General features: G+C 65.3%; 23 protein-coding genes. 11 read left to right on the plus strand and 12 right to left on the minus strand.

Annotation, left to right across the window (positions count from 1 at the left end; genetic code table 11):
- Positions 1 to 47: 47 nt before the first annotated feature.
- Positions 48 to 893 (minus strand): EamA family transporter, encoded by an 846-nt coding sequence (locus tag M3A49_RS23945; RefSeq protein WP_266231304.1) that lies wholly within the window; start codon positions 891 to 893, stop codon positions 48 to 50.
- A 108-nt stretch (positions 894 to 1,001) separates the two neighbouring features.
- Here M3A49_RS23945 and gcvA point away from each other — a divergent pair, with 108 nt between their 5' ends.
- Together gcvA and M3A49_RS23955 are read left to right on the plus strand one after the other, a co-directional pair.
- Entirely contained in the window at positions 1,002 to 1,892 is an 891-nt protein-coding gene (gene gcvA / locus M3A49_RS23950) for a transcriptional regulator GcvA (RefSeq protein WP_266231305.1), read from the plus strand.
- A gap of 469 nt (positions 1,893 to 2,361) precedes the next feature.
- Positions 2,362 to 2,736, plus strand: coding sequence for a BON domain-containing protein (locus M3A49_RS23955; RefSeq protein WP_266231306.1), 375 nt, complete (start codon positions 2,362 to 2,364; stop codon positions 2,734 to 2,736).
- A 120-nt stretch (positions 2,737 to 2,856) separates the two neighbouring features.
- Here M3A49_RS23955 and M3A49_RS23960 read toward each other — a convergent pair whose 3' ends face one another.
- The 5 genes from M3A49_RS23960 to M3A49_RS23980 form a co-directional block, all read right to left on the minus strand.
- The gene (locus M3A49_RS23960) at positions 2,857 to 3,573 is read right to left on the minus strand and encodes an aquaporin (protein ID WP_266231307.1); all 717 of its coding nucleotides are present in this window, start codon (positions 3,571 to 3,573) and stop codon (positions 2,857 to 2,859) included.
- A complete protein-coding gene (locus M3A49_RS23965; RefSeq protein ID WP_266231308.1) occupies positions 3,570 to 4,064 on the minus strand; it encodes an arsenate reductase ArsC in 495 nt (164 codons plus the stop codon). Before M3A49_RS23965 ends, M3A49_RS23960 begins: the two co-directional genes overlap by 4 nt.
- 28 nt (positions 4,065 to 4,092) lie before the next feature.
- Entirely contained in the window at positions 4,093 to 4,575 is a 483-nt protein-coding gene (locus M3A49_RS23970) for an ArsI/CadI family heavy metal resistance metalloenzyme (RefSeq protein WP_028204454.1), read from the minus strand.
- Complete coding sequence (locus M3A49_RS23975) at positions 4,572 to 4,907, minus strand: ArsR/SmtB family transcription factor (RefSeq protein WP_266231309.1); 336 nt, start codon at positions 4,905 to 4,907, stop codon at positions 4,572 to 4,574. Before M3A49_RS23975 ends, M3A49_RS23970 begins: the two co-directional genes overlap by 4 nt.
- 97 nt (positions 4,908 to 5,004) lie before the next feature.
- The gene (locus M3A49_RS23980; RefSeq protein WP_266231310.1) at positions 5,005 to 5,253 is read right to left on the minus strand and encodes a hypothetical protein; all 249 of its coding nucleotides are present in this window, start codon (positions 5,251 to 5,253) and stop codon (positions 5,005 to 5,007) included.
- 236 nt (positions 5,254 to 5,489) lie between these two features.
- On the opposite strand from M3A49_RS23980, the gene M3A49_RS23985 reads away from it, so the two are divergent.
- The 4 genes from M3A49_RS23985 (at position 5,490) to M3A49_RS24000 (ending at position 10,565) form a co-directional block, all read left to right on the plus strand.
- The gene (locus M3A49_RS23985; protein ID WP_254353002.1) at positions 5,490 to 5,780 is read left to right on the plus strand and encodes a hypothetical protein; all 291 of its coding nucleotides are present in this window, start codon (positions 5,490 to 5,492) and stop codon (positions 5,778 to 5,780) included.
- A 167-nt stretch (positions 5,781 to 5,947) separates the two neighbouring features.
- Entirely contained in the window at positions 5,948 to 7,057 is a 1,110-nt protein-coding gene (locus M3A49_RS23990; RefSeq protein WP_266231311.1) for a GGDEF domain-containing protein, read from the plus strand.
- Positions 7,058 to 7,215: 158 nt separating this feature from the next.
- Entirely contained in the window at positions 7,216 to 9,048 is a 1,833-nt protein-coding gene (locus M3A49_RS23995; RefSeq protein ID WP_266231312.1) for an SLC13 family permease, read from the plus strand.
- Between the two features lie 104 nt (positions 9,049 to 9,152).
- Positions 9,153 to 10,565, plus strand: coding sequence for an alpha/beta hydrolase (locus M3A49_RS24000; protein WP_266231313.1), 1,413 nt, complete (start codon positions 9,153 to 9,155; stop codon positions 10,563 to 10,565).
- Positions 10,566 to 10,606: 41 nt separating this feature from the next.
- Here the strand turns inward: M3A49_RS24000 and M3A49_RS24005 are convergent, their stop codons facing one another.
- Entirely contained in the window at positions 10,607 to 11,692 is a 1,086-nt protein-coding gene (locus M3A49_RS24005) for a S1C family serine protease (RefSeq protein ID WP_416339000.1), read from the minus strand.
- A 310-nt stretch (positions 11,693 to 12,002) separates the two neighbouring features.
- On the opposite strand from M3A49_RS24005, the gene M3A49_RS24010 reads away from it, so the two are divergent.
- The 3 genes from M3A49_RS24010 to M3A49_RS24020 all read left to right on the plus strand — a co-directional run bounded on the left by M3A49_RS24010 (position 12,003) and on the right by M3A49_RS24020 (position 16,263).
- Positions 12,003 to 13,052 carry an AI-2E family transporter gene (locus tag M3A49_RS24010; RefSeq protein WP_266231314.1) on the plus strand — a complete coding sequence of 350 codons (1,050 nt, stop codon included), beginning with the start codon at positions 12,003 to 12,005 and terminating at the stop codon, positions 13,050 to 13,052.
- 27 nt (positions 13,053 to 13,079) lie between these two features.
- Positions 13,080 to 14,549, plus strand: coding sequence for a metal-dependent hydrolase family protein (locus M3A49_RS24015; RefSeq protein WP_266231315.1), 1,470 nt, complete (start codon positions 13,080 to 13,082; stop codon positions 14,547 to 14,549).
- A gap of 556 nt (positions 14,550 to 15,105) precedes the next feature.
- Positions 15,106 to 16,263: a hypothetical protein gene (locus tag M3A49_RS24020; RefSeq protein ID WP_266231316.1), complete on the plus strand. Its 1,158-nt coding sequence runs from the start codon at positions 15,106 to 15,108 to the stop codon at positions 16,261 to 16,263.
- Between the two features lie 50 nt (positions 16,264 to 16,313).
- On the opposite strand, the gene M3A49_RS24025 is transcribed toward M3A49_RS24020, so the two are convergent.
- The 4 genes from M3A49_RS24025 to M3A49_RS24040 all read right to left on the minus strand — a co-directional run bounded on the left by M3A49_RS24025 (position 16,314) and on the right by M3A49_RS24040 (position 20,788).
- The gene (locus M3A49_RS24025; RefSeq protein ID WP_266231317.1) at positions 16,314 to 17,234 is read right to left on the minus strand and encodes a LysR substrate-binding domain-containing protein; all 921 of its coding nucleotides are present in this window, start codon (positions 17,232 to 17,234) and stop codon (positions 16,314 to 16,316) included.
- 82 nt (positions 17,235 to 17,316) lie between these two features.
- Positions 17,317 to 18,453 (minus strand): porin, encoded by a 1,137-nt coding sequence (locus M3A49_RS24030; RefSeq protein WP_266231318.1) that lies wholly within the window; start codon positions 18,451 to 18,453, stop codon positions 17,317 to 17,319.
- An 81-nt stretch (positions 18,454 to 18,534) separates the two neighbouring features.
- Positions 18,535 to 19,575, minus strand: a complete 1,041-nt coding sequence (locus M3A49_RS24035) for an ABC transporter substrate-binding protein (RefSeq protein ID WP_266231319.1) — start codon at positions 19,573 to 19,575, stop codon at positions 18,535 to 18,537.
- 82 nt (positions 19,576 to 19,657) lie between these two features.
- Positions 19,658 to 20,788 (minus strand): mandelate racemase/muconate lactonizing enzyme family protein, encoded by a 1,131-nt coding sequence (locus tag M3A49_RS24040; RefSeq protein WP_266231320.1) that lies wholly within the window; start codon positions 20,786 to 20,788, stop codon positions 19,658 to 19,660.
- 251 nt (positions 20,789 to 21,039) lie between these two features.
- Here M3A49_RS24040 and M3A49_RS24045 point away from each other — a divergent pair, with 251 nt between their 5' ends.
- Entirely contained in the window at positions 21,040 to 22,488 is a 1,449-nt protein-coding gene (locus M3A49_RS24045; RefSeq protein ID WP_266231321.1) for a PLP-dependent aminotransferase family protein, read from the plus strand.
- A gap of 12 nt (positions 22,489 to 22,500) precedes the next feature.
- On the opposite strand, the gene M3A49_RS24050 is transcribed toward M3A49_RS24045, so the two are convergent.
- Positions 22,501 to 23,427, minus strand: a complete 927-nt coding sequence (locus tag M3A49_RS24050; protein ID WP_266231322.1) for a carbon-nitrogen hydrolase family protein — start codon at positions 23,425 to 23,427, stop codon at positions 22,501 to 22,503.
- 82 nt (positions 23,428 to 23,509) lie between these two features.
- On the opposite strand from M3A49_RS24050, the gene M3A49_RS24055 reads away from it, so the two are divergent.
- A partial coding sequence (locus M3A49_RS24055; protein WP_266231323.1) for a LysR family transcriptional regulator occupies positions 23,510 to 24,221 on the plus strand: 712 nt, incomplete at its 3' end.

Below are 24,221 nucleotides of genomic sequence, written 5' to 3' on the forward strand. Positions count from 1 at the left end.
GGTTGCGTTATGACGCACGGGTAGCAAACGACGTGAGTGAAATCATCTCAGAGCCCGAGACAAACCGCACCGGCCGCGACGACCACGCAGGCGAGCCAGCGCGTTCCACTCACCGCTTCCCGCAAAAACGTCCGCCCGATCAGCACCGCGAACACCACGCTGGTCTCGCGCAACGCCGATATTGCGCCCATCGCGCCCGACTGCAGCGCCCAGATCACGATGCCATACGCCCCGATCGACACGAGGCCGCCGGCCAGCGACGAGGCGATCGACAGCGGCTCGGCGCGCACTGGCGTCCATAGCGCCGCGGGCCGCCCGCGCCTCGCGACGAACAGCACGGGCATCGCCCAATAGGACAGGAACATCGATGCGGTGTAGCTGAGCGGCTGGCCGTCGGACAAGCGCACGCCGATGCCGTCGATCACGGTGTAGAGCGCGATCGTTGCACCGGTCGTCAGCGCGGCCAGCGCACCTGCGCGCGACACGTGACGCCCCTGCAGCGCGATCGCGATGATGCCGCCCGAAATCATCACGATCCCGAGACCGTGCAACGGACCGATCGCTTCATGCGCGAACAGCGCCGCGCCGAGCGTGACGAGCAGCGGCGACGAGCCTCGTGCGATCGGGTACGCCAGCGCAAGGTCGTTGCGGCGGTACGACCGCACGAGACTCACGTTGTAGAAGACATGCACGAGCCCCGACGCGACGATGTAGGGCCACGAAGCGCGGGCCGGCCAGGGCACGGACAGGACGACCAGCGTGGCGACTACGCCGATGGCGATGCTCATCCACGCCATGGAGAAAAACCGGTCGCGGTTGCCGTGGAGCATCGCGTTCCAGCTCGCGTGGAGCAGCGCGGCGAACAGCACGATACCGCCGGTATAACTGAGCATGAGGGTACGGGCAGGGTTGCAGGAATGGTCTAACAAGAAGGATATCTATCTTGTGACGGGGCAGCAAACCAGATAAATTGGACGTTCGCGTTAGTTAAGCTCTCTCGAATGAAAACGGTATTGCCCCCACTCAATGCCCTGCGAGCCTTCGAGGCTGCGGGCCGGCTCGGCAGCTTCAAGGACGCCGCCGCGGAGCTGCACGTGACGCCCGGTGCGGTGAGCCAGCACGTGCGCTTGCTGGAGGAGTGGCTTGGCGCAGCGCTCTTCGAGCGGCACAACCGCCGCGTGGAGCTGACGCCGGCGGCGAAAAGCTATCTGGCGGAAATCGGCCCGTTGTTCGAACTGCTCTCGCAGGCAACCGCGAGATACGGCGTGCCGCAAACGGTCTCCCGAACCCTCTCCGTGAATGCGCCCGCGACATTCACGCTGCGCTGGCTGGTGCCGAGGCTGGCGACGTTCCGCACCGGGCATCCCGACATCGGCGTCAAGGTGGAGACGTCGAACGAGCCGCTGGAGAGTCTGAAGGACGACTATGACCTCGTCATCCGGGGTGGCCCGGACACCTTTTACGGCTATTCGATGCGGCCGTTCTTGTCCGAGGAGCGGCTTCCGGTCTGTAGTCCTACGCTTTTACAGCGCATGCCGCTTCGCTCGCCAGCCGACTTGCGAGAACACACGTTGCTGCACACCTCGAGTCTTCCGCGGCTCTGGCCCGACTGGCTGGCGAGCGCGCAGATTCCCGACCTGAGGCCGGCAGCCGCTTTGACCTTCGACCACTTCTTTCTGACCTTGCAGGCTGCCATCGACGGAATCGGCATCGCGATGGGACCCACCGCGCTGGTCGCCGACGATCTCGCCGCTGGCCGGCTCGTTGCACCGTTCGCCGGTCCACGTCTGCCGTCGCGCAGCTATTGCACTTACGTGGCGGATGAGAAGTCCGGCGATGAATGGGTCGCGTTGTTGCGTTCATGGCTCGAGCGCGAGGGCGAGGGTTCATGAACGCAGCTGCGCCGCGCGCTGCAAGACGAAGCCGGTTGTCGCGCTGATCACGCGGCAGAATCGGCGTCGCAATAATGCGACGCCTGGCAGATTATTTCCGCGTATGCGCGACTGGATTTGCGCTCCATTTCTCACCCAGCCGCGAAAAAGCGCGTCGAAGCCGCTCGATCGTTGACGGACCCAGTTGGCGGCGCGGGCGATGTGACCATGAGTCCATGGTCACGAACGGTCCTCCTACTTCAGGATGGGATCGATATCAAGCTAATGATTCGGCCGCATTTTCTCCGACCTGTGCCGTTCCTTTCATTCTTATAATTTGCCGCGCGCTCGCGCGAATGGATGCGATGTCGCCGAAATGCGGCATCGCGTCGAGCGCCGTTTCTGGCGCGCGAATGCTTAGTCGTGAATGGTGTAGTGCACTGGCCCGTTCGTGGGCCCACAACAAGACTGTGACAACAGGAGAAATTCCATGAAGGCTATTCAGGTATTCAAGCTGGCCGCGGCGACGGCTCTCGTGGCCGCGTCTTTGCACGCCTATGCGCAGGGCGATGCGGCTAGCGGTGCGACTGCCGCAGCCGAGCAACAGGCAGCCCCGTCGAAGGCGCAATCGAAGCAGGCCAAGGCCGCTAATCGCGCGCTCAGCCGTAAGGTCCGCACCGCTCTCGCCAAGGACAAGAAGATCGATGTTGCCAGGATCACCGTGCGCGCGCGTGACGGCGCCATCGTCCTGCAGGGCTCGGTGCCGGAGCAGTCGCAGATCGAGCACGCCACCGAAGTCTCCACGGGCGTGCAAGGCGTAACGTCGGTCAAGAATGCGCTGACGCTGCGTCCGAACGAGTCCTGATCATCCTCCCACTATGGCCTTGCGCCCAGCCGGGCGCATGCGCCAAAGCCCGGAGACAGGTCTCCGGGATCATCTTGAATGCGTCGTCTCGCGAAGCGCCGGCTGAGCATCATGCGCGCACTAGCGAACGTCGCCGTGTTCGCCAGACGACTCAACCAGGTTCGGGTGGCCGACACGTTGCTTGCGCGGTTCGAAGGCCATATGGAGGGCGAGGCCTGTCGCTGCGCCTATCAGTTGGGCAATGACGAAGGCAGGTACGCTGGATGGCGCAATGCCCGCAAAAGTGTCGCTGAACATGCGTCCGAACGCTGCGGCCGGGTTCGCAAACGATGTCGATGACGTGAACCAGTATGCGGCGCCAATGTACGCCGCCACCATGATCGAGGCGCGTTCGCCCGGCGCGCGCAGGATCACGAGGAGCAAACCGGCAGTCGCCACGGCCTCGGCAATCCATTGTCCGGTGCCTGTGCGCACCTTGCCCGAAAGCTCGACGATGGGCAGATCGAACATGGCGTGCGCGAGCCATGCACCCAGCAGCGCACCGACGAGTTGTGCGGCGATGTACGGCAGCAATGCCTGAGCATGCAGTTCGCCGCGCAGCACCATGACGGCGCTGACGGCGGGATTGAAATGCGCACCGCTCAAGGGCCCAAACACCTCGATCAGCACATACAGTCCGCCCACGGTTGCCAGCGTGTTGGCGAGCAGCGCGATCGCCACATTGCCGCCGGCAAGCCGCTGCGCCATGATGCCGGAGCCAATGACGACTGCGAGCAGCAAGGCCGTGCCGATCAACTCGGCCAGGACCTTGCGCCCAAGACCCGTGACTGCGGTCATGATTCGGAGATCGCGGTGAGTGCCTGCTGAAGCTCCTCGTTGCTCATCGAGTCGAGCGGCAGTGCAAGGAGTTGCAGCATGCGATAACCGATCGCCTGACGGGTGAGTTCGAACGCCACGCGCTTGCCTTCATCCCCACCGGGCGCAACAGAAGGATCCGGGTAGCCCCAGTGGACCTTGACAGGACTGCCCGGCCAATACGGACACGCCTCGGCGGCGGCGCTGTCGCAGACGGTGATGACAATGCGCATGACAGGCGCATGGCTGGCGGCAAACTCGTCCCAGCTTTTGCTGCGGTAGCCGCTCACGTCGATACCCGCGCGCGTGAGCGACTCGACGGCGAAGGGGTTCAGGCGTCCGCCCGGCGCGCTGCCCGCGCTGAACGCCCGCACGTCCTTGCCGGCCTTCGAGGCGAGGTGATTCAACATGGCTTCGCCCAGCACGCTGCGAGCGGAGTTGTGCGTGCACAGGATCAATACATTGGTCGTCATGGCTTTTCCGCCGGATCGTGCGCGGCGCTCAGCAGCACGCCGAAGACTTGACCGGAACGCCAACCGGCTTGCCCGACGACGGCGCGCAGCACGCGGAAACGTCGGGGGCCGGTGCGCTCGTCGGCGTATTGCGCGACTCGCCGAACACCGGAATTTCATTGAGCGTGTGATACGACTCCCATGCGATGCCCTGCGGATCGACGCTCCAGTATTTGTTCGACTTCGCGTAGCAGCATGCGGTATCCATCTGCGTGTCCACTGGCAATGCTGCGCTTTCCAGCCGCGCATGCATTTCGGCCAGCTCCGCTTCGTTCTCGACCTGCACGCCCAGGTGATCCAGGCCGGGTGCGGCGCCGCGGTGCGAGATCGCGAAATTGACGCGCGGGTCCTCGAGCATCCACTTCGCGTAGTCGCTTTTCACGACGGTCGGTTCAGCGGCAAACAACGCCGAGTAGAAACGGATGCTCGATGCGAGATCCGCAACGGCGACGTGAATGTGAAAGCGCTTCATGACTGCTTCTCCGTGGAGGGTGAACACACTGATACCGGCGAACAGGGATTGCCGCCACAACAGTTCTCGGTGAGGTAGGCCAGCAGGCCGCTCATCGTCGCGAAGTTCGCGCAGTAGAAAACGAACCGGCCTTCCTGGCGGCTCGTGACGAGTTGCGCGTGAGACAGCTCCTTCAGATGGAAGGAGAGCGACGACGGGGGCACGTCGAGCAGAGTGGCAATCTGGCCAGCGGGTATGCCTTCGGGGCCTGCCTGAACGAGGGCGCGAAAGATCGCGAGCCTGGACTCGTGCGCGAGTGCCGCCAGGGCGGCGATGGTCTGGTTCGTTTCCATGTTTCGATAATAGTCGAAACATGGAAGGATAGGCAAGGGGATCGCGTGCTGGACGTGAAAATTTCGGCAGCCGCGCCGCGCCAAGCCCCTTGCCGGGTCAACGCGGAGGTGAACCCACCTCGATGCGCATGCAACGAAAATAGCGCATGGCGATTATGTATGCCGCGATGAAGGCGATCGATTTTCCGAAATAGGGACGCGAAACGTAGTCTCGCGAAATGCGGTGTAAATCGTTGAGCTGGATTTCAATCAGGGCGCCAAAATAAGCTTTTCGCAAATGCCAGGTCAAATCGCCGAACCGCGTATCGAACCGCGCAGCGCCCGGATTCGAGGCCGAGAAATCCATTACGCCATTACGGGTAATTGCCAAAAAACGAAATAAATCGTTGCGCACAATGCGCTTAATTATTCGCGATCACTTTCCTAAACTTGTTATCAACTGGCAGGGGTTTGCTTTATTTGCACCACTGCGAACAGTTACGCGATTTTGATCGCCGCGAGCCGCGCATAACGACCACCCAATGAGAAATATCGCGGGTGGTTTATGCCGGAATTCCAGTCCAATCAAAGGAGGAGCGAATCATGAACAAGTCAATCAGCACATTGATCGCGGCCGTCGCCGCACTCATGCTGTCTGGCGGTGCGTATGCACAGAGCAACAATACGCTGGCAACCCCGGGCGTTGCGTCGCCCGCCGCTGCCAATAACAATGCAACGAGCGGCTACGGCACGCCAGCCGCCACCAGCTCGGACAGCGGCATGAGCGCCGCGTCGCCGAACTCGAGCGCGAACAATAGCGCAACGTCGGTCACCCCCGCGTATGGTGGCAACAACACGCTGGCGACCCCGAGTACGGCGTCTCCGGCCAAATAACAGCAGGCTGTTTCCGTAAGCAAGACCGCTGCCCTCACGGACCGCGGTCTTTTCTTTTGCCCTGACCCCGCTCGAACAGGCCGCCGGTGCGCGGGTGTCGCCGTCCGACGCTCAAGTCTGTCCCCAAGCTGCCGTAATAGCAGGCTTCGGAATATTCTCGATGCATCGTGACACATCCCGGGACTCAGCCTTCACTGGATCTTGCTGCGCTAATCGAAACCGTCCAGCGGAACGAGCGCGCATCGAAGTCGTTCCAGGACGTGGAACTGCGCCTGATCGGCGCGCACGACTGGTGCGCCTTTCTCGAAGGGATATTCGTCTATCTGCCCGAGGTGTTCCGGCTGGCTTCCGCCGGCCTCTGGCTCGACGTGCGCACGCCGCTGCTGCGCGACCTGCTCGAATCCGACTGCGGGCGCGCCGACCTCGAAGCGAACCTGCGATCCGGGCTCCAGGGCGGCCTCGCGCTGGCGCGCCTGTGCGGGGGAAACCAGCCGTGGCTTGGCCGTGTGAGCGAACTGAGCGATCTCGAGCCCGCGGTGAGCGAGACCTTCTTCGACGCACGGACCGCTATCGGCAGCGCGATCGTGTTGCCGCTCCTGAACCGCACCCAGCTGCTCGGCTATCTGTGGCTCACGAGCGATGACGCCACGCGTTTCGACGCCAGCATGGGCACCGATCTGCTCGCGCGCTTCAGCCGCGTTGCGGCGGCGAGTCTCGATAACGTCGCTCACCGCGAGCATCTGCGCAAGACCGGCGTGACCGACCCGCTCACGGGCCTGTCGAACCGCCGCTATTTCGACGAGCGCCTGCATCACGAGATCCGGCGCGCGAGTTCGCACGCGGCGCCCATGTCGTGCCTCTTCATCGACATCGATCATTTCAAGCAGATCAACGACACACACGGCCACGCAACCGGCGACCTCGCGCTGGGCGCCATCGGCACCTGCCTGAAACAGCAGGTGCGCGTGGGGGACACGGTTTCGCGCTACGGCGGCGAAGAGTTCGTCGCGCTGCTGATGTGCGAGCTGCCCGACGCGCTGGCCGTTGCGGAGCGCATCCGGATTGCGGTCGAGGCGCTCGAAGTGCTCGACGACGAAGGCAAGCGCATTGCCCTCAGCGTGTCGATCGGCGTGGCGGCGTATCGGCTGAACAGCGAGACGAACACCGGCGCCGCGAGTCCCGAAGCGCTGGCGCGTTCGCTGCTCGACCAGGCCGATCAGGCCATGTACCGGGCCAAGCACCAGGGGCGCAACCGCGTTTCACTGCTGGAGGCGTGAGGGCATCGACGTTCACAAACGTTGCAGTCAAACGGCGGCGCCGCGGGCATGACGCGTGAGTTTGACCCAAGGCCGCGCTGAAACGTAAGTTTGCAAAATCCGGCACTATTTGCGGTAGCAGTGGTTTCCCAGGCCCGTTGAGCAGGCAAAGCGAAATCGTGTCTACCGACCTCTTGATGACCGTTGCCTGTCTGGCCTGCGCGATCGCGATGTTCCTGATCGGCCGGCCCCGCTCGGACGCGGTGGCGCTCATCATGATCGTCGCGCTGTCGCTCTCGGGCATCGTCACGGTCAACGAGGCGCTGGCCGGCTTCTCGGACCCGAACATCGTTCTCATCGCGGCCCTGTTCGTGCTCGGCGACGGACTCGCGCGCACGGGCATCGCCCAGCGCGTGGGCGATTACCTGATCGAGCGCGGCGGCTCCAACGAGCGCCGCCTCGTCGTGCTGATCATGGCCATCGTCGGCGTCATGGGCTCGGTCATGAGCTCGACGGCCGTCGTCGCGATCTTCATTCCCATCGTCATTCGCATCGCACGCCAGTCGGCTGTGTCGCGCGCGCGCATGCTCATGCCGGTCAGCATGGCCGCGCTCACGAGCGGCATGCTCACGCTCGTCGCCACGACGCCGAATCTCGTCATCAACAGCGCGCTCGTCTATCGCGGCTACCGGCCCTTCAGTTTCTTCGCCATCACACCGCTGGGCGTGCCGATTCTCGCCGCGAGCATCGGCTGGATGCTGTTCGCCAGGCGCTTTCTGAACGGCACGGGTGGCGCGGAGGCGACCACGCGTCCGTCGCTGAACGACTGGGTCGCGCGCTATTCGCTCGAGGGGCGCGCCTTTCGCCTGGAGGTCGGCGCGGATTCGCCGCTCGTGGGGCAGACGCTCGGGCACACCGGGCTCGACGACGACCCCGTGGCGCACGTTGTCGCGATCGAGCGGCGCGCGCGCATGGGCGCGACGGTGCTGCCCGCGACCGCGGACAGCAGCATCGCGCCCGGCGACGTGCTGCTGCTCGACGTGGAGTCCGCGAGTTTCGACGTGCAGGCGTTTTGCGCGCGCCATGCGCTCGCGGTGCGCCGCATGTCGGGCGCATACTTCACCGACCAGACCCACGACGTGGGCATGGCCGAAGTCATCGTGCCGCCGGACTCGTCGCTCGTGGGCAACGTCGCGCGCAGTTCCGCGGCGCTGCGCCGGCACGGCGTGACGGTCGTGGGCCTGCGCCGCGCCGACGCCGCGCTCGAGCAGGATCTGCAGGCCACGCAACTCAAAGTGGGCGACACGCTGCTGGTGGTGGGGCCGTGGATCGACATCTTCTCGATGCAGTCGGTGGAGCGCGACATCGTGTGTCTCGCCATGCCGGTCGAAAGCGACGCCTACGTGCCAGTGCCGCACAAGGCGCCGCACGCCCTCGCCATCATGGCGCTCGTCATCGCAATGATGCTCACGCCGCGCGTGCCGAACGTGCTCGCGGGCCTGATCGGGTGTCTGCTCATGGGCGCGTTCGGTTGCGTGAGCCTCGACAGCGCTTATCGCGCGATTCACTGGCGCAGCCTCGTGCTGATCGTGGGCATGCTGCCGTTTTCCATCGCGCTGCAGCGCACGGGCGGCATCGACATTGCCGCCGACGCCGTGCTGCAAGTGGCCGGCAACTGGGGTGCGCATGGTTTGCTGGGCGCCGTTTTCCTGCTGACGCTCGTGATCGGCACCGTGATTTCCGGCACGGCGACGGCGGTGCTGATGGCGCCCGTGGTACTCGCGATGGCGGCGCACCTGCATGCGTCGCCGTATCCATTCGCGATGACGACCGCGGTTGCCGCGTCGGCGGCCTATATGTCGCCGATCTCGACGCCCGTGAATGCGCTCGTCAGCACGGCCGGCGGCTATCGGTTCCGGGAATTTTTCATGGTGGGCTCGCCGGCTGCCCTTGGGGCGCTCGTGATCACCGTAATGCTGGTACCGCTCATCTGGCCGGTTTTCCCCCGTTAGCGCGAGGAAAGACCGGCCACCCGTTCGCGAGGTATTGACCGGACATGGCGAATTTCTTGACGAGAGCGTGGGTCCTTCGCTGGATCAAGCGGATTTCCCTTTTCGTGCTAATCGCATTCGTGTGCATTGCCGGCGTGCGGTTCTACGACGCGCAGCGCAAGGCGCCGTTGAGCCTGTGGCACACCTATGTGCCGGAAGACATGCACGCGCACGAAATCGATCAGGCGACGTGGGAGGAATACGTCGCGAATGAGAACCGCCTGTTCGACTCAGTGAAGAAAAACGTGACCGACAAGCTGCCGGCAGACGAACGCATTCCCGCCAATCGTTATTTCTCGGGCAGCCCGATTTATCCCGGACACTTTCGGACCGACTGGAACCGCTCGTACACGCTCGTGCCCGAGGGCGCGCCGCGCGGCGTGGCTGTGATGCTGCATGGGTTGACCGATTCTCCCTATAGCCTGAGGCACATCGCGCAGCGCTATCAGCAGGATGGCTTCGCCGTGGTGGCGGTGCGCTTGCCGGGGCACGGCACCGTGCCCTCGGGGCTGACCGAAGTGACGGCGGAAGACTGGGAGGCGGCCACGCGCCTCGCCGTGCGCGAAGCGCGGCGCCTCGTACCGGCGCCTGCGCCGCTGCATATCGTGGGTTTTTCGAACGGCGGCGCGCTCGCACTTCAATATTCGCTCGAGGCGCTGGACGACCCGAGCCTGCCGAAAGCGGACCGCCTGATCCTGCTTTCGCCGATGATCGGCATTACGCGCTTCGCGCGCTTTGCGGGGCTCGCGGCGCTGCCTGCGATCCTGCCGGCGTTTGCGAAAGCCGCTTGGCTCGACATCGTGCCGGAATTCAATCCGTTCAAGTACAACTCGTTTCCGGTGAACGGCGCACGCCAGTCGTGGCGGGTCACGCGCAAGATCCAGCAGGAAGTGGCGGACGCGGCGCGCAATGGCAAACTGGCGGCGCTGCCGCCCACGCTCACGTTCCAGTCCGTGCTCGACTTCACGGTGAGCACGAGCGCGATCGTCAGTTCGCTGTATGCGCAACTGCCTGCCAACGGCAGCGAGCTCGTGCTGTTCGACATCAACCGCACGGCGCAATGGAGCCCGCTGCTGCGCGCTTCGATGCGTGACGCGCTGCGCCGTCTCTCGCCCGTGCCGCCGCTGCGTTACCGCCTGACGGTGCTCACCAACGCCTCCGCCACCTCGCCGCACGTGGTCGAAGAGAGTACGGCGCCGAACGAGACAACGGCCAAAGTCGAACCCACAGGGCTCGACTATCCGCTCGATGTCTATTCGCTTTCACACGTGGCGTTGCCGTTTCCGGTGACCGATTCGCTGTACGGCCGCAACCCCGATCCCAACGACGACCTGGGCATCCATCTGGGCGCCCAGTCCGTACGCGGCGAAACCGGGGCGCTGATCGTGGGGGCGGGGCTCCTCACGCGGCTTTCGTGGAACCCGTTCTACGACTACATCGTCGAGCGTATCGACTACCTGGCGAGCCACGGGCCGTGATCGCGCGACGAGCGCGCGCCGGGCCCTGACCCGGCCAGGAGTTATGCGCGCGGCGCGAGCTCGACCTGCGCGGTCATTTGCTCGCCGTCGCGGGCCACGACGATCGACACGTTGCTGCGTGCCCGCGCGATCATGCTTTGCAGCTGCTCGACGTTGTCCACCTCGATGCCGTTGACCGCGATGATCACGTCGCCCGCGCTGATGCCAGCCGCCTTTGCCGGACCGCCCGCTTTCACGACGAGCACGCCGCCGTCCACGCCGATTTGCTGCGCTTCATCGCCGGAGAGCGCGCGCACGGCCACGCCGAGACGCGGGTGCGCATTGCGGGCCAGCGTGGTGCCATTGCCGTGGCCGCCGCCCTGCACGATCTGATCCTTCATGTGCATGGCTTCGTCGATCGGAATCGCGAACGAGAGGCCCTGGAAGCCGCCCGTGCGCGAATAGATCATCGAATTGATGCCGATGACTTCGCCGTTCAGGTTAAAGAGCGGCCCGCCCGAATTGCCCGGATTGACGGGCACGTCGGTCTGGATGAGGTGCGTCGGGCTATCTTCCGAGAGCTGGCGCGACTTCGCGCTGATGATGCCCGAGGTCACGGTGTTGTCGAGACCATAGGGCGAGCCGATCGCGACGACCCAGTCGCCCACCTTGCTGTTCGCCGGATTGCCGATCTTCACCGTGGGGAAGCCTGTGCCGGCGATTTTCAGCACGGCCACGTCGCCCGCCTTGTCGGTGCCGATCACGCGCGCGGGCAACTTGCGGCCGTCGGTGAGCTTGACCGTCACGTCGTCCGCGCCTTCGACGACGTGATTGTTCGTGAGGATGTAGCCATCCTGGCTCACGATGAAGCCCGATCCCAGGGCGCCCGAGTGGCCATCTTCGGAGTCCGGGTTTTCCTTGACGACCTCGACATGGACCACAGCCGGGCCGTACTGCGCGACGATCGCCGAGAAGTTCGGCGCCGTGCCCTTGACGTCGTCTGTCTTCGGCACGGGTGCCGACAACGTCGTTTTCGTGATGCCGCTTTCGTCCGCGCTGGCGTGCTCGTGGCTGACGACCCAGGCGCCGGCAAGCGCCACCGCTACACCGGCGATCAGGCCCCGGCGCCGATATTTGATGGTACTCATTGCTATGGTCTTCGAAGAGGTTGGTGAAGGTGCGCGTAAGGTACTTTTTGCTGCTTAAACGTGACTTAAACGCAGGCGAGATCTTTTGACCGCTCGAAGAGTCGATGTGCGCACAACGAAAATCTGGGGCGCGGTTGTTCGGATTCCTCGCCAGCCAGCGCGCACGTCTTCGTCAAAGCGGCTAGTCTTGCGAAGTGGCACCGATCGCGCCCCGAAGACGTTCTATTGAGGGCCGGATAAACGCGGCGGGACGTTAATGGCTTGCAAACGTCTCACCACCGCAACGTGGTTCGTCATCCAAAGCATCTCCATGAAACAGGATCTCGTCACGTTCACCTGCGTGGTCGTCATCGCCGTCATCACGGGGTGGGTGCTGTATATCGGGCGCCCGGTGCTGGTGCCGATCGCATTCGCGATCATTACGTCGTATGTGATCTACGGGCTCGCCGAAATCCTGCGCCGCGTGCCCCACGTGGGCACGCGCATTCGCGCGGGCGTGCGCTACTGGAGCGCCGCCGTCCTGATACTCGTGGCCGCGTGGCTCGCGACCGAACTGCTGCTATCCGACACTGACCGCATGCTCGCCGTGGCGCCGAAGTACGAGGCCACGCTGCTCGCGTTGCTCACGAAAATCACCGCGCTGTTTCATCTGGAAACCGAGGCTTCGTGGACGGCCTTCCGCCGCGAACTGCTCGGGACCGTCAACGTCCAGTCGCTGCTCACCTCGCTCCTCGGCTCGCTCTCTTCGCTCATGGCTACGACGCTCGTCGTGCTGCTGTACACAGCGTTCTTCATGGTCGAGATGGGGCGGTTTCGCCGCAAGCTCTCTGCGGTCATGCGCGGCAAGGCCGACATGGAACCCGTGATCGACGCCATCAATGCGAAGATCGGCACGTATCTGGCGTTGAAAGCGCTGCTCGGCGTGGTGCTCGGCATTCTCAGCTGGATCTGCATGCATCTGGTCGGGCTGGAGTTCGCGCCGCTCCTCGCCGTGCTCATCGTGCTGCTCAACTTCGTGCCGTATGCGGGGTCGCTCATTTCCGTGGCGCTTCCCGCCTTGCTCGCCGCGCTGCAATTCGGCCAGTGGAACGAGCCGATCACGTTGCTCATTGCGCTTTCGGCGATCAACTTCGTGATGGGCAACGTACTCGACCCATGGCTGATGGCGGGGTCGCTGAACCTGAGCCCCGCGGTCATCCTCATGAGCCTCGCCACATGGACAGCGATCTGGGGCATACCCGGCGCTTTTCTCGCCGTGCCGGGAACCGTGGCGCTCACGATCATCTTCTCTGCGTTCAGTTCCACACGGCCGCTGGCGCTGCTGTTGACGAAGGACGATGTAGTTAGGCATGCGGAATAAAGCGCGACTTACTTTCACAGGTGATCTATGGTTTCCAGAATCAACCGCCGCGGCAACGCAATCGGCCCAGTCTCCGCGTGCCTGGGCGACAAGGCGCTTGCGGAGTTCGCCAGTCGCCGCATCAGCGCCGATCTAGCCCGGCGCGGCTTCATGATCGGCATGGGCGCATCCCTGTTGAGCGCGGTGCTGCCCGAGTTCAGCAGTGCGCAGCAGCCCGGCGCGGCCGCTCCCGCCCAGCCCACGACGTTCACGAACTTCCGCCTGTTCGACGGCAAGTCCGCGGCGCTGCAGGACGGCATGTACCTCGTCGTCGACGGTAGCCGCATCTCGCAGCTGCGTCGGGGCTCGCCTGACGCGCAGAACGCGTCGGGCGGGCGCGTGATCGACTGCGGCGGCAAGGTGATGATGCCTGGCCTCATCGACATGCACTGGCATTCGCTTCTCGCTGCGGTCCCGATCGCGACCATCCTCCAGTCCGACCTGAGTTTCGTCTACCTGGCCGCGGGCGCGGAGGCCCAGCGCACGCTCTTGCGCGGATTCACGACCATTCGCGACGTGGGCGGTCCCGCTTTCGCCCTGAAGCAGGCCATCGACGCCGGCATGCTGAGCGGCCCGCGCATTTACCCCTGCGGCGCGATGATCACCACGACGGGCGGCCACGGGGACTTTCGTCTGCTGACCGACGTGCCGCGCACGAGCAGCCAGATTAGCGAGATCGAACGAACCGGCGCCGCCGCCATTGCCGACTCGGCCGACGAAGTGCGCCTGCGTGTGCGCGAGCAGTTCATGCTCGGCGCCACGCAGATCAAGATCGTGGGTTGCGGCGGCGTCTCCACGCCGCGCAGTCCGATCGACATGCTCACGTTCACCGAGCCGCAAATAAAAGCCGCGGTGGAAACGGCGTCCGACTGGGGCACTTATGTGGCCGTGCACGCCTACACGCCGGAATCGGTGAAGCGCTCGGTTGCTGCCGGCGCGCAATGCGTCGAGCACGGGCACCTCATCGACGACCGGACTGCCGAAGCTCTCGCGAAGAACGGAACATGGTTGAGCACGCAACCGTTTACCAGTGAAGAGGATGTTGCGCCGTTGGCGCCGTCGAGCCGCGAGAAGTTTCTCGAGGTGACAGCCGGGACCGACAACATGTACAAGCTCGCGCGCAAGCATGGGCTCAAGGTGGCGTTCGGCACGGACCTGATCTTTTCGCAGGTGCTGGCCACGCGCCAAGGCACGATGCTCGGGCACATGACGCGCTGGTACTCGAATGCCGAGGCGTTGCGCATGGCCACTGCCATGAACGGGCAGTTGCTCGCGCTGGCGGGCGAGCGCAATCCGTATCCGCACAAGCTTGGCGTGCTGGAAGAGGGCGCGTACGCGGACCTGCTCATTGTGGCGGGCGACCCGCTCCAGGACATGACGCTGCTGGCCAACCCGGATCAGAACCTGAGCCTGATCATGAAGGATGGCCGTGTTTACAAGGACGCGTTGAAGGCGTGACGCTGCGGGGCGCGGTGTCACCAAAGCCCTTAAAAAATAAAGGCGTCGCGGTCGCGATTTGGCACGCAAATCGAGGGCCAAATAGCCCGCGCAGGCGTTCCGAACGCTGCGCTCATGGCGTATCAGCCACAGTCAGCCACACGATTTCTGTATCAAGATGTCACGGCGCGGGGACGCATCAACCGGGCCCATTTGCCTGCGCGGCGCAGCCATCATGGCACGCCCGGAGAACCCCCAGCGGGGGTCGAAATCCCGCCTGTCCCTATCCGCCATCTGGCCGATTATGCCGGTTGAACTTCGCGGCGAAGTAGCCCATATTCAAAACGACTATTTGTTACAACCGTCCAACGATCCGCGAAATACAGTAGGGATTACAGCGAATACTTCGAATCCGAGCCACCTGGTTGCCACCGCTGCGACGCGCACCAGCCGCCGGTAGCAAACCCGAAACCATCCTGTCAAAGCTTCCATGCCTGCAATGTTCAACGAACCTGGCCGAGCAAAGTCTGGTCCGTGGGGATGTCCATACTGCGGGACCGGTTTTAATGCGCCACTGATGATCTGCCCTCAGTGCGGCGCGAAGCAGCCTTCCTCTGGCCCGCGCATGTCGCCGGCAAGCGAGTCCGCCGCGCCCGAATGGCACGATGGCTTCGCGCGCCATGCACGCAGGGAGTGGAACCCTTCTGCACCTTCTGCATTCAGTTTCAGTGGTGGCGCACCGCGCGACAGCGATTACGAACTGCGCGATGAAGCGCCTGCGGCGCAACGCTCGTGGTTGCCTTTCTATGCGATTGGCAGCGTGGTGTCGATCGCGTTCCTGCTGACCGCGTACATGATTTCGCACCGGACCGAGCGGGAGCCGACCCTGGGCGCGCAGATCGTGGAGGGTGCGATCCTCGGACCCAAGGCCTCATCGACCGCGCACGACACGAAGCCGAACACGGTGCGCAGCGCGCCGCCCGTAGCCGTCGCGCAGTTGCCGCCTCCGGTTGCCAACGCGCCATCTGCTCCCGTTGCCAGTGCGCCGCCGCCTCCGGTCGCCAGCGTGAAGCCGTCTCCTGTTAATACAGCGCCGCCGCCCGTGGTGGCCCATGTCGCACCGCCCCAGCCGACGCCCGCTCAAGCGCAGCCGCCGCGTACCGCGACGGCTCGCGCGGAGACCGTGCCGCCGAGCGTTGCCGCGCGAAAGAGCGCAGCCGAAGAGCGCGCGCTAGCGGCAGCGAAGGTCAAGGCGGAGAAGGCCAACGCGGACAAGGTCGCCGCCGCCAAGGCCAACGCAGAGAAGGTAGCGGCAGCGAAGGCCGCCGCCGATTCGCGCGCCGACGTCTCGAGAAAACTGGCGAGCGCGCGCGCGAGTCTCGACAAGAACAGCCTTGGGCCCGCGCGCAGCGCCATCAATTCCGCGCTCGCGGAACAGCCTGGCAATGGCTCCGCGCTGCAAATGCAGGCCGAATTGACGTCGCGCGAAGATCAGCGCGATTCGTTGCTCGGCTATGCGCGGCTTTGCGCACGCGATGGGCGGTGGGTGTGCGCCTGGCATAACGCGGGGCATGCACTGACCGTCGATTCGTCGAGCGGCGAAGCACGGGAGATCCTCTCGCGCTCCATCGCGGCTCAGGGCGCGCGCAACGTGGCACAGGGCGCAGGTCCCCCCGCGGCCACGATGAGGCAGGTGGATTCCGGTCCGCCGGGCCCGCCGATCGATCCCAACTGACGATGTCCAGAGCGCAGACGCGGGTGCGTGACGCCAGTCATGCACCCGCGCTAGCGTTGCTGGCTGCCCTGTTCACTGTGGTGCCCGACCAGCCAGTTGCTGAAGTTGCGCACGCGTAGTGTCTCTTGCACTTCGGGCCGCACGTCGAGCCAGTATCCCGAAGGTCCCACCACTTCCACCTCGCTCAGCTGCACGAGTGTGCCGTTCTCGAGTTCGGGCGCGATCATGTGCCGGTCGGCAACGGCAATGCCCAGACCGGCCACTGCCGCGTGGATCACCTGATCGAGCGTGCTGAACTCCAGCTCTCCGCGCGGCGCCATCTGCACGTCGAGCGCCGCGGCTTCGAGCCACGCTTCCCAGACCAGCAGGCGCCGGTCGATATCGAGGATATAGAGCCACGGGTGCTGCGCGAGGATCTCGCGCAGCGCGTCTTGATCGGCGGCCGGTTGGCTGAACTCGCGCGCCGAGCCGACCAGCACGTGGCGCTCGCGCATGAGCAGCGTGCTCTGGCCGCCCGGCAGCGGTTCCATGCCGAAGCGGATCTGGCAATCTTCGTTGCGCTCCGTGCCGTGCAGCGGCCCGTATTCGTTGGTGATGGAGATGCGCAAGTCGGGGTGGCGCACCTGGAAATCGCGCAGGCGCGGCGTGAGCCAGCGCGTGGCGAGCGTGGGCGCGGCGTTCAGGCTGAGCAGGCTGTTCGACGGATCGGCGCGGATCGTGTCGAGCGTATGGGCGATGCTGTCGAACGCGGCCTGCAGCGTTGGCAGCAGACGCTTGCCCGCGGCCGTGATTTCGAGCCGGTGATGATGCCGCATGAAGAGCGGCGTGCCGAGATAGTCTTCGAGCAGGCGAATCTGGCGGCTGATCGCCCCCTGGGTGACGTGCAGGTTCTGCGCTGCCCTGGTGAAGCTGAGCGTGCGGCTCGCCTCCTCGAATGAACGCAGTGCCGATAAAGAGGGTAGGCGGCGCATGCAAGCCTCGCGATGCAGGAGCGCCGGCGCATTTTCATTCGCGCCGGCGCGTTTTCAGTAATAAGGACTGCGTGAAAAAACGTCAGAACGCGTGCGTGATCCCCACGCGGGCGACGGCCTGGTTGTCGGTGCCCGAGGGGTTGAAGCCCGTGATCTGCGCGTTTTCCGCCGAGCCCGCCGCGTGCTGGTACACGCCCATTGCATAGAGCGACGTGCGCCTGGACAGCGCGTACTGGCCGATCAGGTTGACCTGGTGGTACTTCGGCGAGCTGTCGGTGGCGTGATCCTGCCCCACCGTGTAGGTGTAGCCCGCGCCCAAGGTGAAGGCGGGCGTCACGGCATAGGTGCCGGCCACTTCGAAGTTCTGGAAGTGCAGGTCGCCGCTGCCGGTGGCCGAGGCGAAGTCCACGTTCGAGTAGTTCGTCATCAGCTTGAGGCTGCCGATCACATACGACGCGCCAGCGGAGAGGATGCCCTGGTAGCGCGCGTTGGCGAGCGCGTCGCCGAAGATAGCGTTCACGAAGCTGCCGCCGCTGCCATAACCGGCCACCGCGGTGATTGGATCGTTCACGCGCAAGTAGCCCACGCCCGCGCTGAACGAGCCGAGCGTGTAGGCCGCCGCCGCGCTATACGAGGCGTTGTTCGAGAACTGGCCCGCCTGGCCTCCGAACGAATAGTGGCCTTCGAACTGGAAGCCGGCGAGCACCGGGCTCACGTATTTCACGGCGTTGTTGACCGGGAACCCGTTGTCGAGGTTGTCCATGTCGTTCGGGTGTGCGAAATACCAGCCGCCGTAGTTGCCGTTCAGCGAATACGGCTCGATCAGATCGACGGTGGCGTCCCATTGTTTGCCGAAGGTGATCTGGCCGTACTGATCCGACTTGAAGCCGACATAGGCGTTGCGCGAAAACGCGAGACCGCCGCCCAAACCGCCCGTCGCCGCGTTGAAGCCGCTTTCGAGCCGGAAGATCGCGGCGTAGCCGCCGCCCAGGTCTTCGGTGCCGCGCAGGCCCCAGCGGCTGCCGGCGGGCACGCCGCTTTGCATCTGCACGAGCTTGCTGCCGGTGCCCGGCACGAGCTGGCCGTTCGCGCCGTTCGCCACGTTGCTGGCGTAGTCCACGCCGAGGTCGATAAGGCCATACAGCGTCACGCTGCTTTGCGCGTGCGCGCCCGCTGCGGCGAGCGCCAGTGGCAGCGCCGCAAGAATCTTCTTCTTCATTTAAGTCTCCTTATCATGGAGCCGCGTTGCGCGGCCCGGTTTTTCTCGTTGGAATCGTTTATCTCACGCGGCGCATCGCACTTACGCGCCGAGCGACTTCTGCACCTTCTGCGCGACATCTGCGGGCACCCAGGTCTTCCACATTTCGGGGTGCTGCTTGAGGAACTTGAGCGCTTCGTCCTGGGCGTCGACCTTATGCTCGGTCATGTCGAGAATCGTCGTGTTCAGGAACTCGATGGGGAAGCTCACCTTCGAGAAGAAGGCCATCACGTCGGGCTCGGCCTGATAGAACGGTGTCGAAACGCCGATCTTCAGCTGCGAGACCAGATACGACGAGGCGCATGGCTGTGCGCTGCTGGCATCGCGCAGCGTCTTCCAGCACGCTTCGTTGAACGGCGGCATCTTGAGCTGAACGAACTTGTACTTCGCCATCAGCGCGGCCGGCTCCCAGTAGTAGGTGAGAATCGGCTTGCCGCGCGCGTAGGCCGAGGAGATGGCCGCGTCGAGCGCCGCACCCGTGCCGGGGCGGAAGTTCGTGTAGGTGTCGTCGAGCTTGAGCAGCTTGAGCAAGCGCGTATTCACGCGTTCGCAGTCCCAGCCCGAGGGGCAATTGAGGAAGCGGCCGCGATCCGGTTCCTCGTCGTCCACGAACAGCCCCTTGTATTTCGGCAGATCGCTCACGGACTGCAGGTCGGGCGCGCTGGCCTTGATGCCGCGCTTCGCGTCGCCGTGCACCACGTAGTCGGGCACGTACCAGCCTTCCTTCGTGCCGCCCGGCAGCGTGTCGCCCACGAGCTTGACTGAACCCGCCTTGACCGCGCCTGCGATGATCTCCGAGCGGCCCGTCCATTGCTCGGACCAGACCTGCAGGTCGTTGCGCGAGAGCGCCGTTTCGGTGGCCGCCGTGCTGCCGGGTACGGTGTCGGTCTGGCAGCTATAGCCGTTCTTGAGGATGTAGCGCAGCACTTCGCTCGTGAAGTTGCCACTTTCCCATGTGACGCCCGCGAAGCGCACGGGCTTGCCTGCGCTGCACCAGGTGCTGGCGGCGTGCGCCGGCAACGCGGCGAGGGCGAGCGGCGCTGCCAGGCAGGCTGCGCGCAGGAGGGTGGTCAGGCGGTTCATAGTGTGTCTCCGTTTTATTGAAATGTTTCGGAATGCTTCAGATGGGGCTGGCATCTCGTGCGTGCTGCGGCCCAATGAGGCTTTAGTCGTAACGGCTGTCGTGTGCGCGTGTCGCAGCGAGCATGGCTTCATCGAGTTCGATGCCAAGGCCGGGCGCATCGCTTAGCTCGATCCAGCCGTTCGCGTCGATGTCGATCACGTGCTTGATCGGGAAGTCGCGCCGCGCCGGCGTCCATTCGGGCGGGTCGTACGGAAACTCGACGAACGGCGCGTGCGCAGCGCCGGCTACGACATGCAGGTTCGCCGCGAGGCCAATGCCGTTGCCCCACGTATGCGGCGTGAAGACCTTGCCGTGCGCCTCGATTTGCGCCGCGAGACGCCGCGCGCCCTCCATGCCGAGCGTGCAGACGACGTCGGGTTGGTAGACGTCGAGGCAGTCATGCGCGAGGAGCGCCGCGAATTCGTGCGCGTCGCGCGTCATCTCTCCGCCTGCGATCCGCACTTGCGTTTGCTTGCGCAACTGCGCGTGGCCCGCGTAGTCGCCGCGATGCAGCGGCTCCTCGACCCAGTACACGCGATGCTTTTCGATCTGGCGAATCACGGCGAGCGCTTCGTCGGCGCGCCACGGCGCCTGGGTGTCCCACGGCATGCGCCAGCCCTGGTTGCAATCGACCATCAGTTCGATGTTCTCGCCCGCGGCTTCGCGTACCGCGGCGAGCGCGGCGAGATCGTCGGCGAGGGTCGGGCGGCCGAAGCGCACCTTGAGCGCCGGGAAGCCGCGCGCGACGGCATGCTCGGCCCACTGCGCCATGCCTTCGAGCGTGCGATGCACGCCCGAGGACGCGTACGCCCGTACGCGCTTCGCACGGCCGCCGGCCATTTGCCAGCACGGCTCGCCGCGAATTTTCCCGGCGAGGTCCCAGAGCGCGACGTCGAGCGGCCAGAGCCGGCCCGCGTGGAAGCTGAGGTTTTCGAGCACCGCCGAGTGCCGCGCGAGGTCGAGCGGGTCGGCGCCGATAAAGAGGTCGCGGTAGTCGTCGAAGCCGTACATCGCGTCGCCGGAGCCGAAGCCCACGCGGCCTTCGTCGTCTTCCACGCGCACGATCGTTGCCGGGAAGGCGCGCCGCGGACGACTATCCCACGAGGCGGGGAACGGTGGGTCGAGCGGCAGCTGGTGCCGGCTCATGGTGATGCGTGCGATGCGGTTCGTCATGGCGCGTGGGGCGCCGCCTTGGGGCGCGCAGCATTGCGTGACTTACGTCTGAAGATACGCATGCCGCGCGCCGTGGGGCGGGCGATTGTCTCCTTGGCCTTGTCAGGCGTTACGGCATCCTAGAGGGTCAATTTCGTGCACTCAATGAAGTCAATTGAAGTAAATGACAGCCTTCATTTCCGCGAATTGGGCGCGATAATGACGCAGCCGTCGCGCCGTGCCGCGGCGTGCTTGTCTCCTTCGGGAAAACCATGAATGGCTGGATGCCCACGCTCTCGCGCAGCAGCGAACCCAAGTACCGGGCGATCGCCCAGGCCTATTCGCAGGCCATTCACGGCGGGCAGATGCTGCCCGGAGAAAAGCTGCCCGCGCACCGGCTGCTGGCGAAGAAGCTCAACGTCACGACCGGCACGGTGAGCCGCGCCTATGCGGAGCTGGAGCGCGGCGGCCTCGTGGTGGCGCGCGTGGGCGACGGCACCTATGTTGCCGAGCCCGACGCCGACGGGGCGCGCATCCAGGACCGTACGCGCCCCGCGCCCGAGTCTAGCGAGCGGGCTGCGACGATCACGCCGGGGGCGCCGGGCGTCCATGCGCCGGGACGCCTGATCGATCTCGGCCAGAACGTGCCGATGCCGACCGACGAAGCCTTCCTGTTGACCCAGACCTTGCGCGAACTCGCCGCCGACGAGCGCCTCGCGGGCGAACTGCTGCTTTATCAGCCCGAAGGCGGGCGCCGCTCGCACCGCGAAGCGGGGGCGCGCTGGCTCGCGCGCATGGGCTGCACGGTGGCCGCCGAGCGTGTGCTGGTGACCCAGGGGGCACAGCACGGGCTTGCCTGTGTGTTGCGCGCGGTGCTGCGGCCAGGCGACACGATCTTCGCCGAGGCGTTGAGCTATCCAGGCATCGTCGCGCTCGCGCGGCAGTTGCGGCTGAATCTCGTCGGCATCGAGATCGACGAGGAAGGCATCGTGCCCGCCGCGCTCGAGCGCGCGTGCGGGCTCCTCGCGCCGCGCGCGCTCTTTTGCGTGCCGACGCTGCACAACCCGACCACGGCGACGCTCTCCGACGCGCGCCGCGCGAAGATCGCCGAGATCGCCGTGCGCCATCACCTCGTCGTGATCGAGGACCTCGTGCCCGCCGCGTTGCTCGATGCGCCGCCCACGCCGCTCGCCGCGCGGCTGCCCGAGCACGGCATCGTCATCAGCAGCCTTTCGAAGGCGGTCGCGCCTGGCCTGCGCGTGGGCTATGTGCAGGCGCCGCAGGACTGGGTCGGCAAGATCCTCGCAGTGATACGCAGCGACTGCTGGATGACGTCGCCGCTCGCCGCGGAGATCGCGGCGCGCTGGATCGTCGATGGCGAGGTCGATCGGCTCGTCGCGCAGCAGCGTGCGCAGGTGGACGCGCGCCATGCGATCGCCGCCGAGGTGCTCGCGGACTGGACGTATCGTACGGATCCGGCAAGCCCGCATCTCTGGCTGCCGCTCGCCGAACCCTGGCGCGCCGCCGAATTTTCCGCGGCGCTGCGTCAGGCCGGCGTGCTCGCGAAAACGGCGGACAGCTTCGTGATCGGCCGCGGGTCGGCGCCGCACGCGGTGCGCTTGAGCCTCGGCGGCGCGCGCAGCCACGAGGCGCTGCGAGAAGGGCTCGAGCTGCTGGCGCGCACGCTGCGCAACGGGCCGGAAGGGCTCTATTCGGCATGACGGCGGCCGGCGCTACTCCGCGATGAACGAGACCGTGCGCTTGCGCCGTTCATCGACCGAGAGCGCGAACACATCGGGCCGCGCGTAGTGGCCCACCACGTCGAAATCGTAGCGGGCGCGCGTGAGTTCGCCGGTGTCGATCTCCGCCACGATGAGTCCGGCTTCACCGCGCAGCGGACCGGCCAGCACGTCGCCGAGCGGTCCGACGATCAGACTGCCGCCATTGATGAGCGGCCGGTTCTCGTCCCAACCCGGCACCTCGACGCCGAGCGCCGCGGGCGAAGGCTGCACCTGGCACGCGCTGATCACGAAGCAGCGTCCTTCGTGCGCGATGTGGCGCATGGAGCACTGCCAGATGTCGCGCTCGTCCACGGTGGGCGCGCACCAGATCTGCACGCCCTTCGCATACATCGCCGTGCGCAACAGCGGCATGTGGTTTTCCCAGCAGATTGCTGCGCCCGCGACGCCGGATTCCGTGCGCACGGTGGGCAGCGTCGAGCCGTCGCCCTGCCCCCAGATGAGCCGTTCCGTACCGGTTGGCATGAGCTTGCGATGCTTCGCCACGAGCCCCTCGCCCGGATTGAAGAACAGCGCGGTGCAAAAGAGCGTGCTGCCGTCGCGCTCGATCACGCCGATCACGAGCGACGCGCCGCAACGCGTCGCAAGCTCCGCGAGCGCTTCGGTTTCCGCGCCGGGTACGTCGACCGCGTTCTCGTAGTAGCGCGCGAACGCCTCGCGGCCTTCGGGCAGGCGGTAGCCGAGGCGCGTGCCGAATATTTCTCCCTTCGGGTAACCGCCGAGCAACGCCTCGGGCATGACGACGAGCTGCGCGCCCGAGGCGCGGATCTGCGCTTCGAACGAGAGAATCTGTTCCAGCGTTTGCGCTTTGCCGGCGGCGGACGAACCGATCTGCAGCGCGGCGACTTTCGACTTGGCCATGATGGCGTGCTCTCAAAGGTTGGACAGCTCACATCTTTTCACGGCGATAAAATCGCGAGAACGTATATCGATACTATGTGATATGAACCAGTTTGATATCGCCCGCGTGGACCTGAATCTGCTGAAAATATTCGAGGCGCTTTTCGAAGAGGGCGGGGCGAGCCGCGCCGCGATTCGCCTCGACATGACTCAGTCGGCCGTGAGCGCGGCGCTCAGGCGTCTGCGCGCGCTCTATGCCGACACGCTGTTCGTGCGCACCGGACGCGGGCTCGCGCCGACCTCGCGCGCGCAGGAACTCAAGCCCGTGATCAGCGAAGCGCTCGACCGCTGCCGCCATAGCCTCGCGATCGCCTCGCCCGATGCCACCACGTTTCATGGGCGCGCGGTGTCGATCGGGCTTTCCGACGACTTCGAGGTGGCCATTGGCCGGCGCATCATCGAAACGCTGGAAACCAGCGCCCCGGGCCTGCGCATCATCTTTCGCCAGACGCACAGCCAGATCGTCGCCGATGTGCTCGCGAATCAGGACATGGACCTTGCCGTCGCGGCGGGCGCGTCGGGCGGCGTGGTCGGCATCGTCGACGAAGGGCTCGCCGCGCGGGGCCTGAAGCGCAATGTGGTGGCGTCTACGACGCATTTCGCCGCGTTGCCCTTTCTGCTCAAGGGCACGCGCAGCGTCGCCACGATTCCGCGCCACGCGGCCGAGGCGATCGCGCGCGTGGCGGGCCTGAAACTGCTCGCGTGTCCGATCGATCTGCCGCGCTATCCCGTGGAACTCGGGTGGCGCAACAGCT

It is taken from the genome of Paraburkholderia sp. CNPSo 3076 (assembly GCF_026343935.1).
Lineage (GTDB): Bacteria > Pseudomonadota > Gammaproteobacteria > Burkholderiales > Burkholderiaceae > Paraburkholderia > Paraburkholderia nodosa.

Excerpts from the sequence above, each read along its gene's own strand:
- M3A49_RS23945 (WP_266231304.1), bottom strand. The coding sequence starts at position 893 with ATGCTCAGTTATACCGGCGGTATCGTGCTGTTCGCCGCGCTGCTCCAC.
- gcvA (WP_266231305.1), top strand. The coding sequence starts at position 1,002 with ATGAAAACGGTATTGCCCCCACTCAATGCCCTGCGAGCCTTCGAGGCT.
- M3A49_RS23955 (WP_266231306.1), top strand. The coding sequence starts at position 2,362 with ATGAAGGCTATTCAGGTATTCAAGCTGGCCGCGGCGACGGCTCTCGTG.
- M3A49_RS23960 (WP_266231307.1), bottom strand. The coding sequence starts at position 3,573 with ATGACCGCAGTCACGGGTCTTGGGCGCAAGGTCCTGGCCGAGTTGATC.
- M3A49_RS23965 (WP_266231308.1), bottom strand. The coding sequence starts at position 4,064 with ATGACGACCAATGTATTGATCCTGTGCACGCACAACTCCGCTCGCAGC.
- M3A49_RS23970 (WP_028204454.1), bottom strand. The coding sequence starts at position 4,575 with ATGAAGCGCTTTCACATTCACGTCGCCGTTGCGGATCTCGCATCGAGC.
- M3A49_RS23975 (WP_266231309.1), bottom strand. The coding sequence starts at position 4,907 with ATGGAAACGAACCAGACCATCGCCGCCCTGGCGGCACTCGCGCACGAG.
- M3A49_RS23980 (WP_266231310.1), bottom strand. The coding sequence starts at position 5,253 with ATGGATTTCTCGGCCTCGAATCCGGGCGCTGCGCGGTTCGATACGCGG.
- M3A49_RS23985 (WP_254353002.1), top strand. The coding sequence starts at position 5,490 with ATGAACAAGTCAATCAGCACATTGATCGCGGCCGTCGCCGCACTCATG.
- M3A49_RS24005 (WP_416339000.1), bottom strand. The coding sequence starts at position 11,692 with ATGAGTACCATCAAATATCGGCGCCGGGGCCTGATCGCCGGTGTAGCG.
- M3A49_RS24010 (WP_266231314.1), top strand. The coding sequence starts at position 12,003 with ATGAAACAGGATCTCGTCACGTTCACCTGCGTGGTCGTCATCGCCGTC.
- M3A49_RS24015 (WP_266231315.1), top strand. The coding sequence starts at position 13,080 with ATGGTTTCCAGAATCAACCGCCGCGGCAACGCAATCGGCCCAGTCTCC.
- M3A49_RS24020 (WP_266231316.1), top strand. The coding sequence starts at position 15,106 with ATGATCTGCCCTCAGTGCGGCGCGAAGCAGCCTTCCTCTGGCCCGCGC.
- M3A49_RS24025 (WP_266231317.1), bottom strand. The coding sequence starts at position 17,234 with ATGCGCCGCCTACCCTCTTTATCGGCACTGCGTTCATTCGAGGAGGCG.
- M3A49_RS24030 (WP_266231318.1), bottom strand. The coding sequence starts at position 18,453 with ATGAAGAAGAAGATTCTTGCGGCGCTGCCACTGGCGCTCGCCGCAGCG.
- M3A49_RS24035 (WP_266231319.1), bottom strand. The coding sequence starts at position 19,575 with ATGAACCGCCTGACCACCCTCCTGCGCGCAGCCTGCCTGGCAGCGCCG.
- M3A49_RS24040 (WP_266231320.1), bottom strand. The coding sequence starts at position 20,788 with ATGACGAACCGCATCGCACGCATCACCATGAGCCGGCACCAGCTGCCG.
- M3A49_RS24045 (WP_266231321.1), top strand. The coding sequence starts at position 21,040 with ATGAATGGCTGGATGCCCACGCTCTCGCGCAGCAGCGAACCCAAGTAC.
- M3A49_RS24050 (WP_266231322.1), bottom strand. The coding sequence starts at position 23,427 with ATGGCCAAGTCGAAAGTCGCCGCGCTGCAGATCGGTTCGTCCGCCGCC.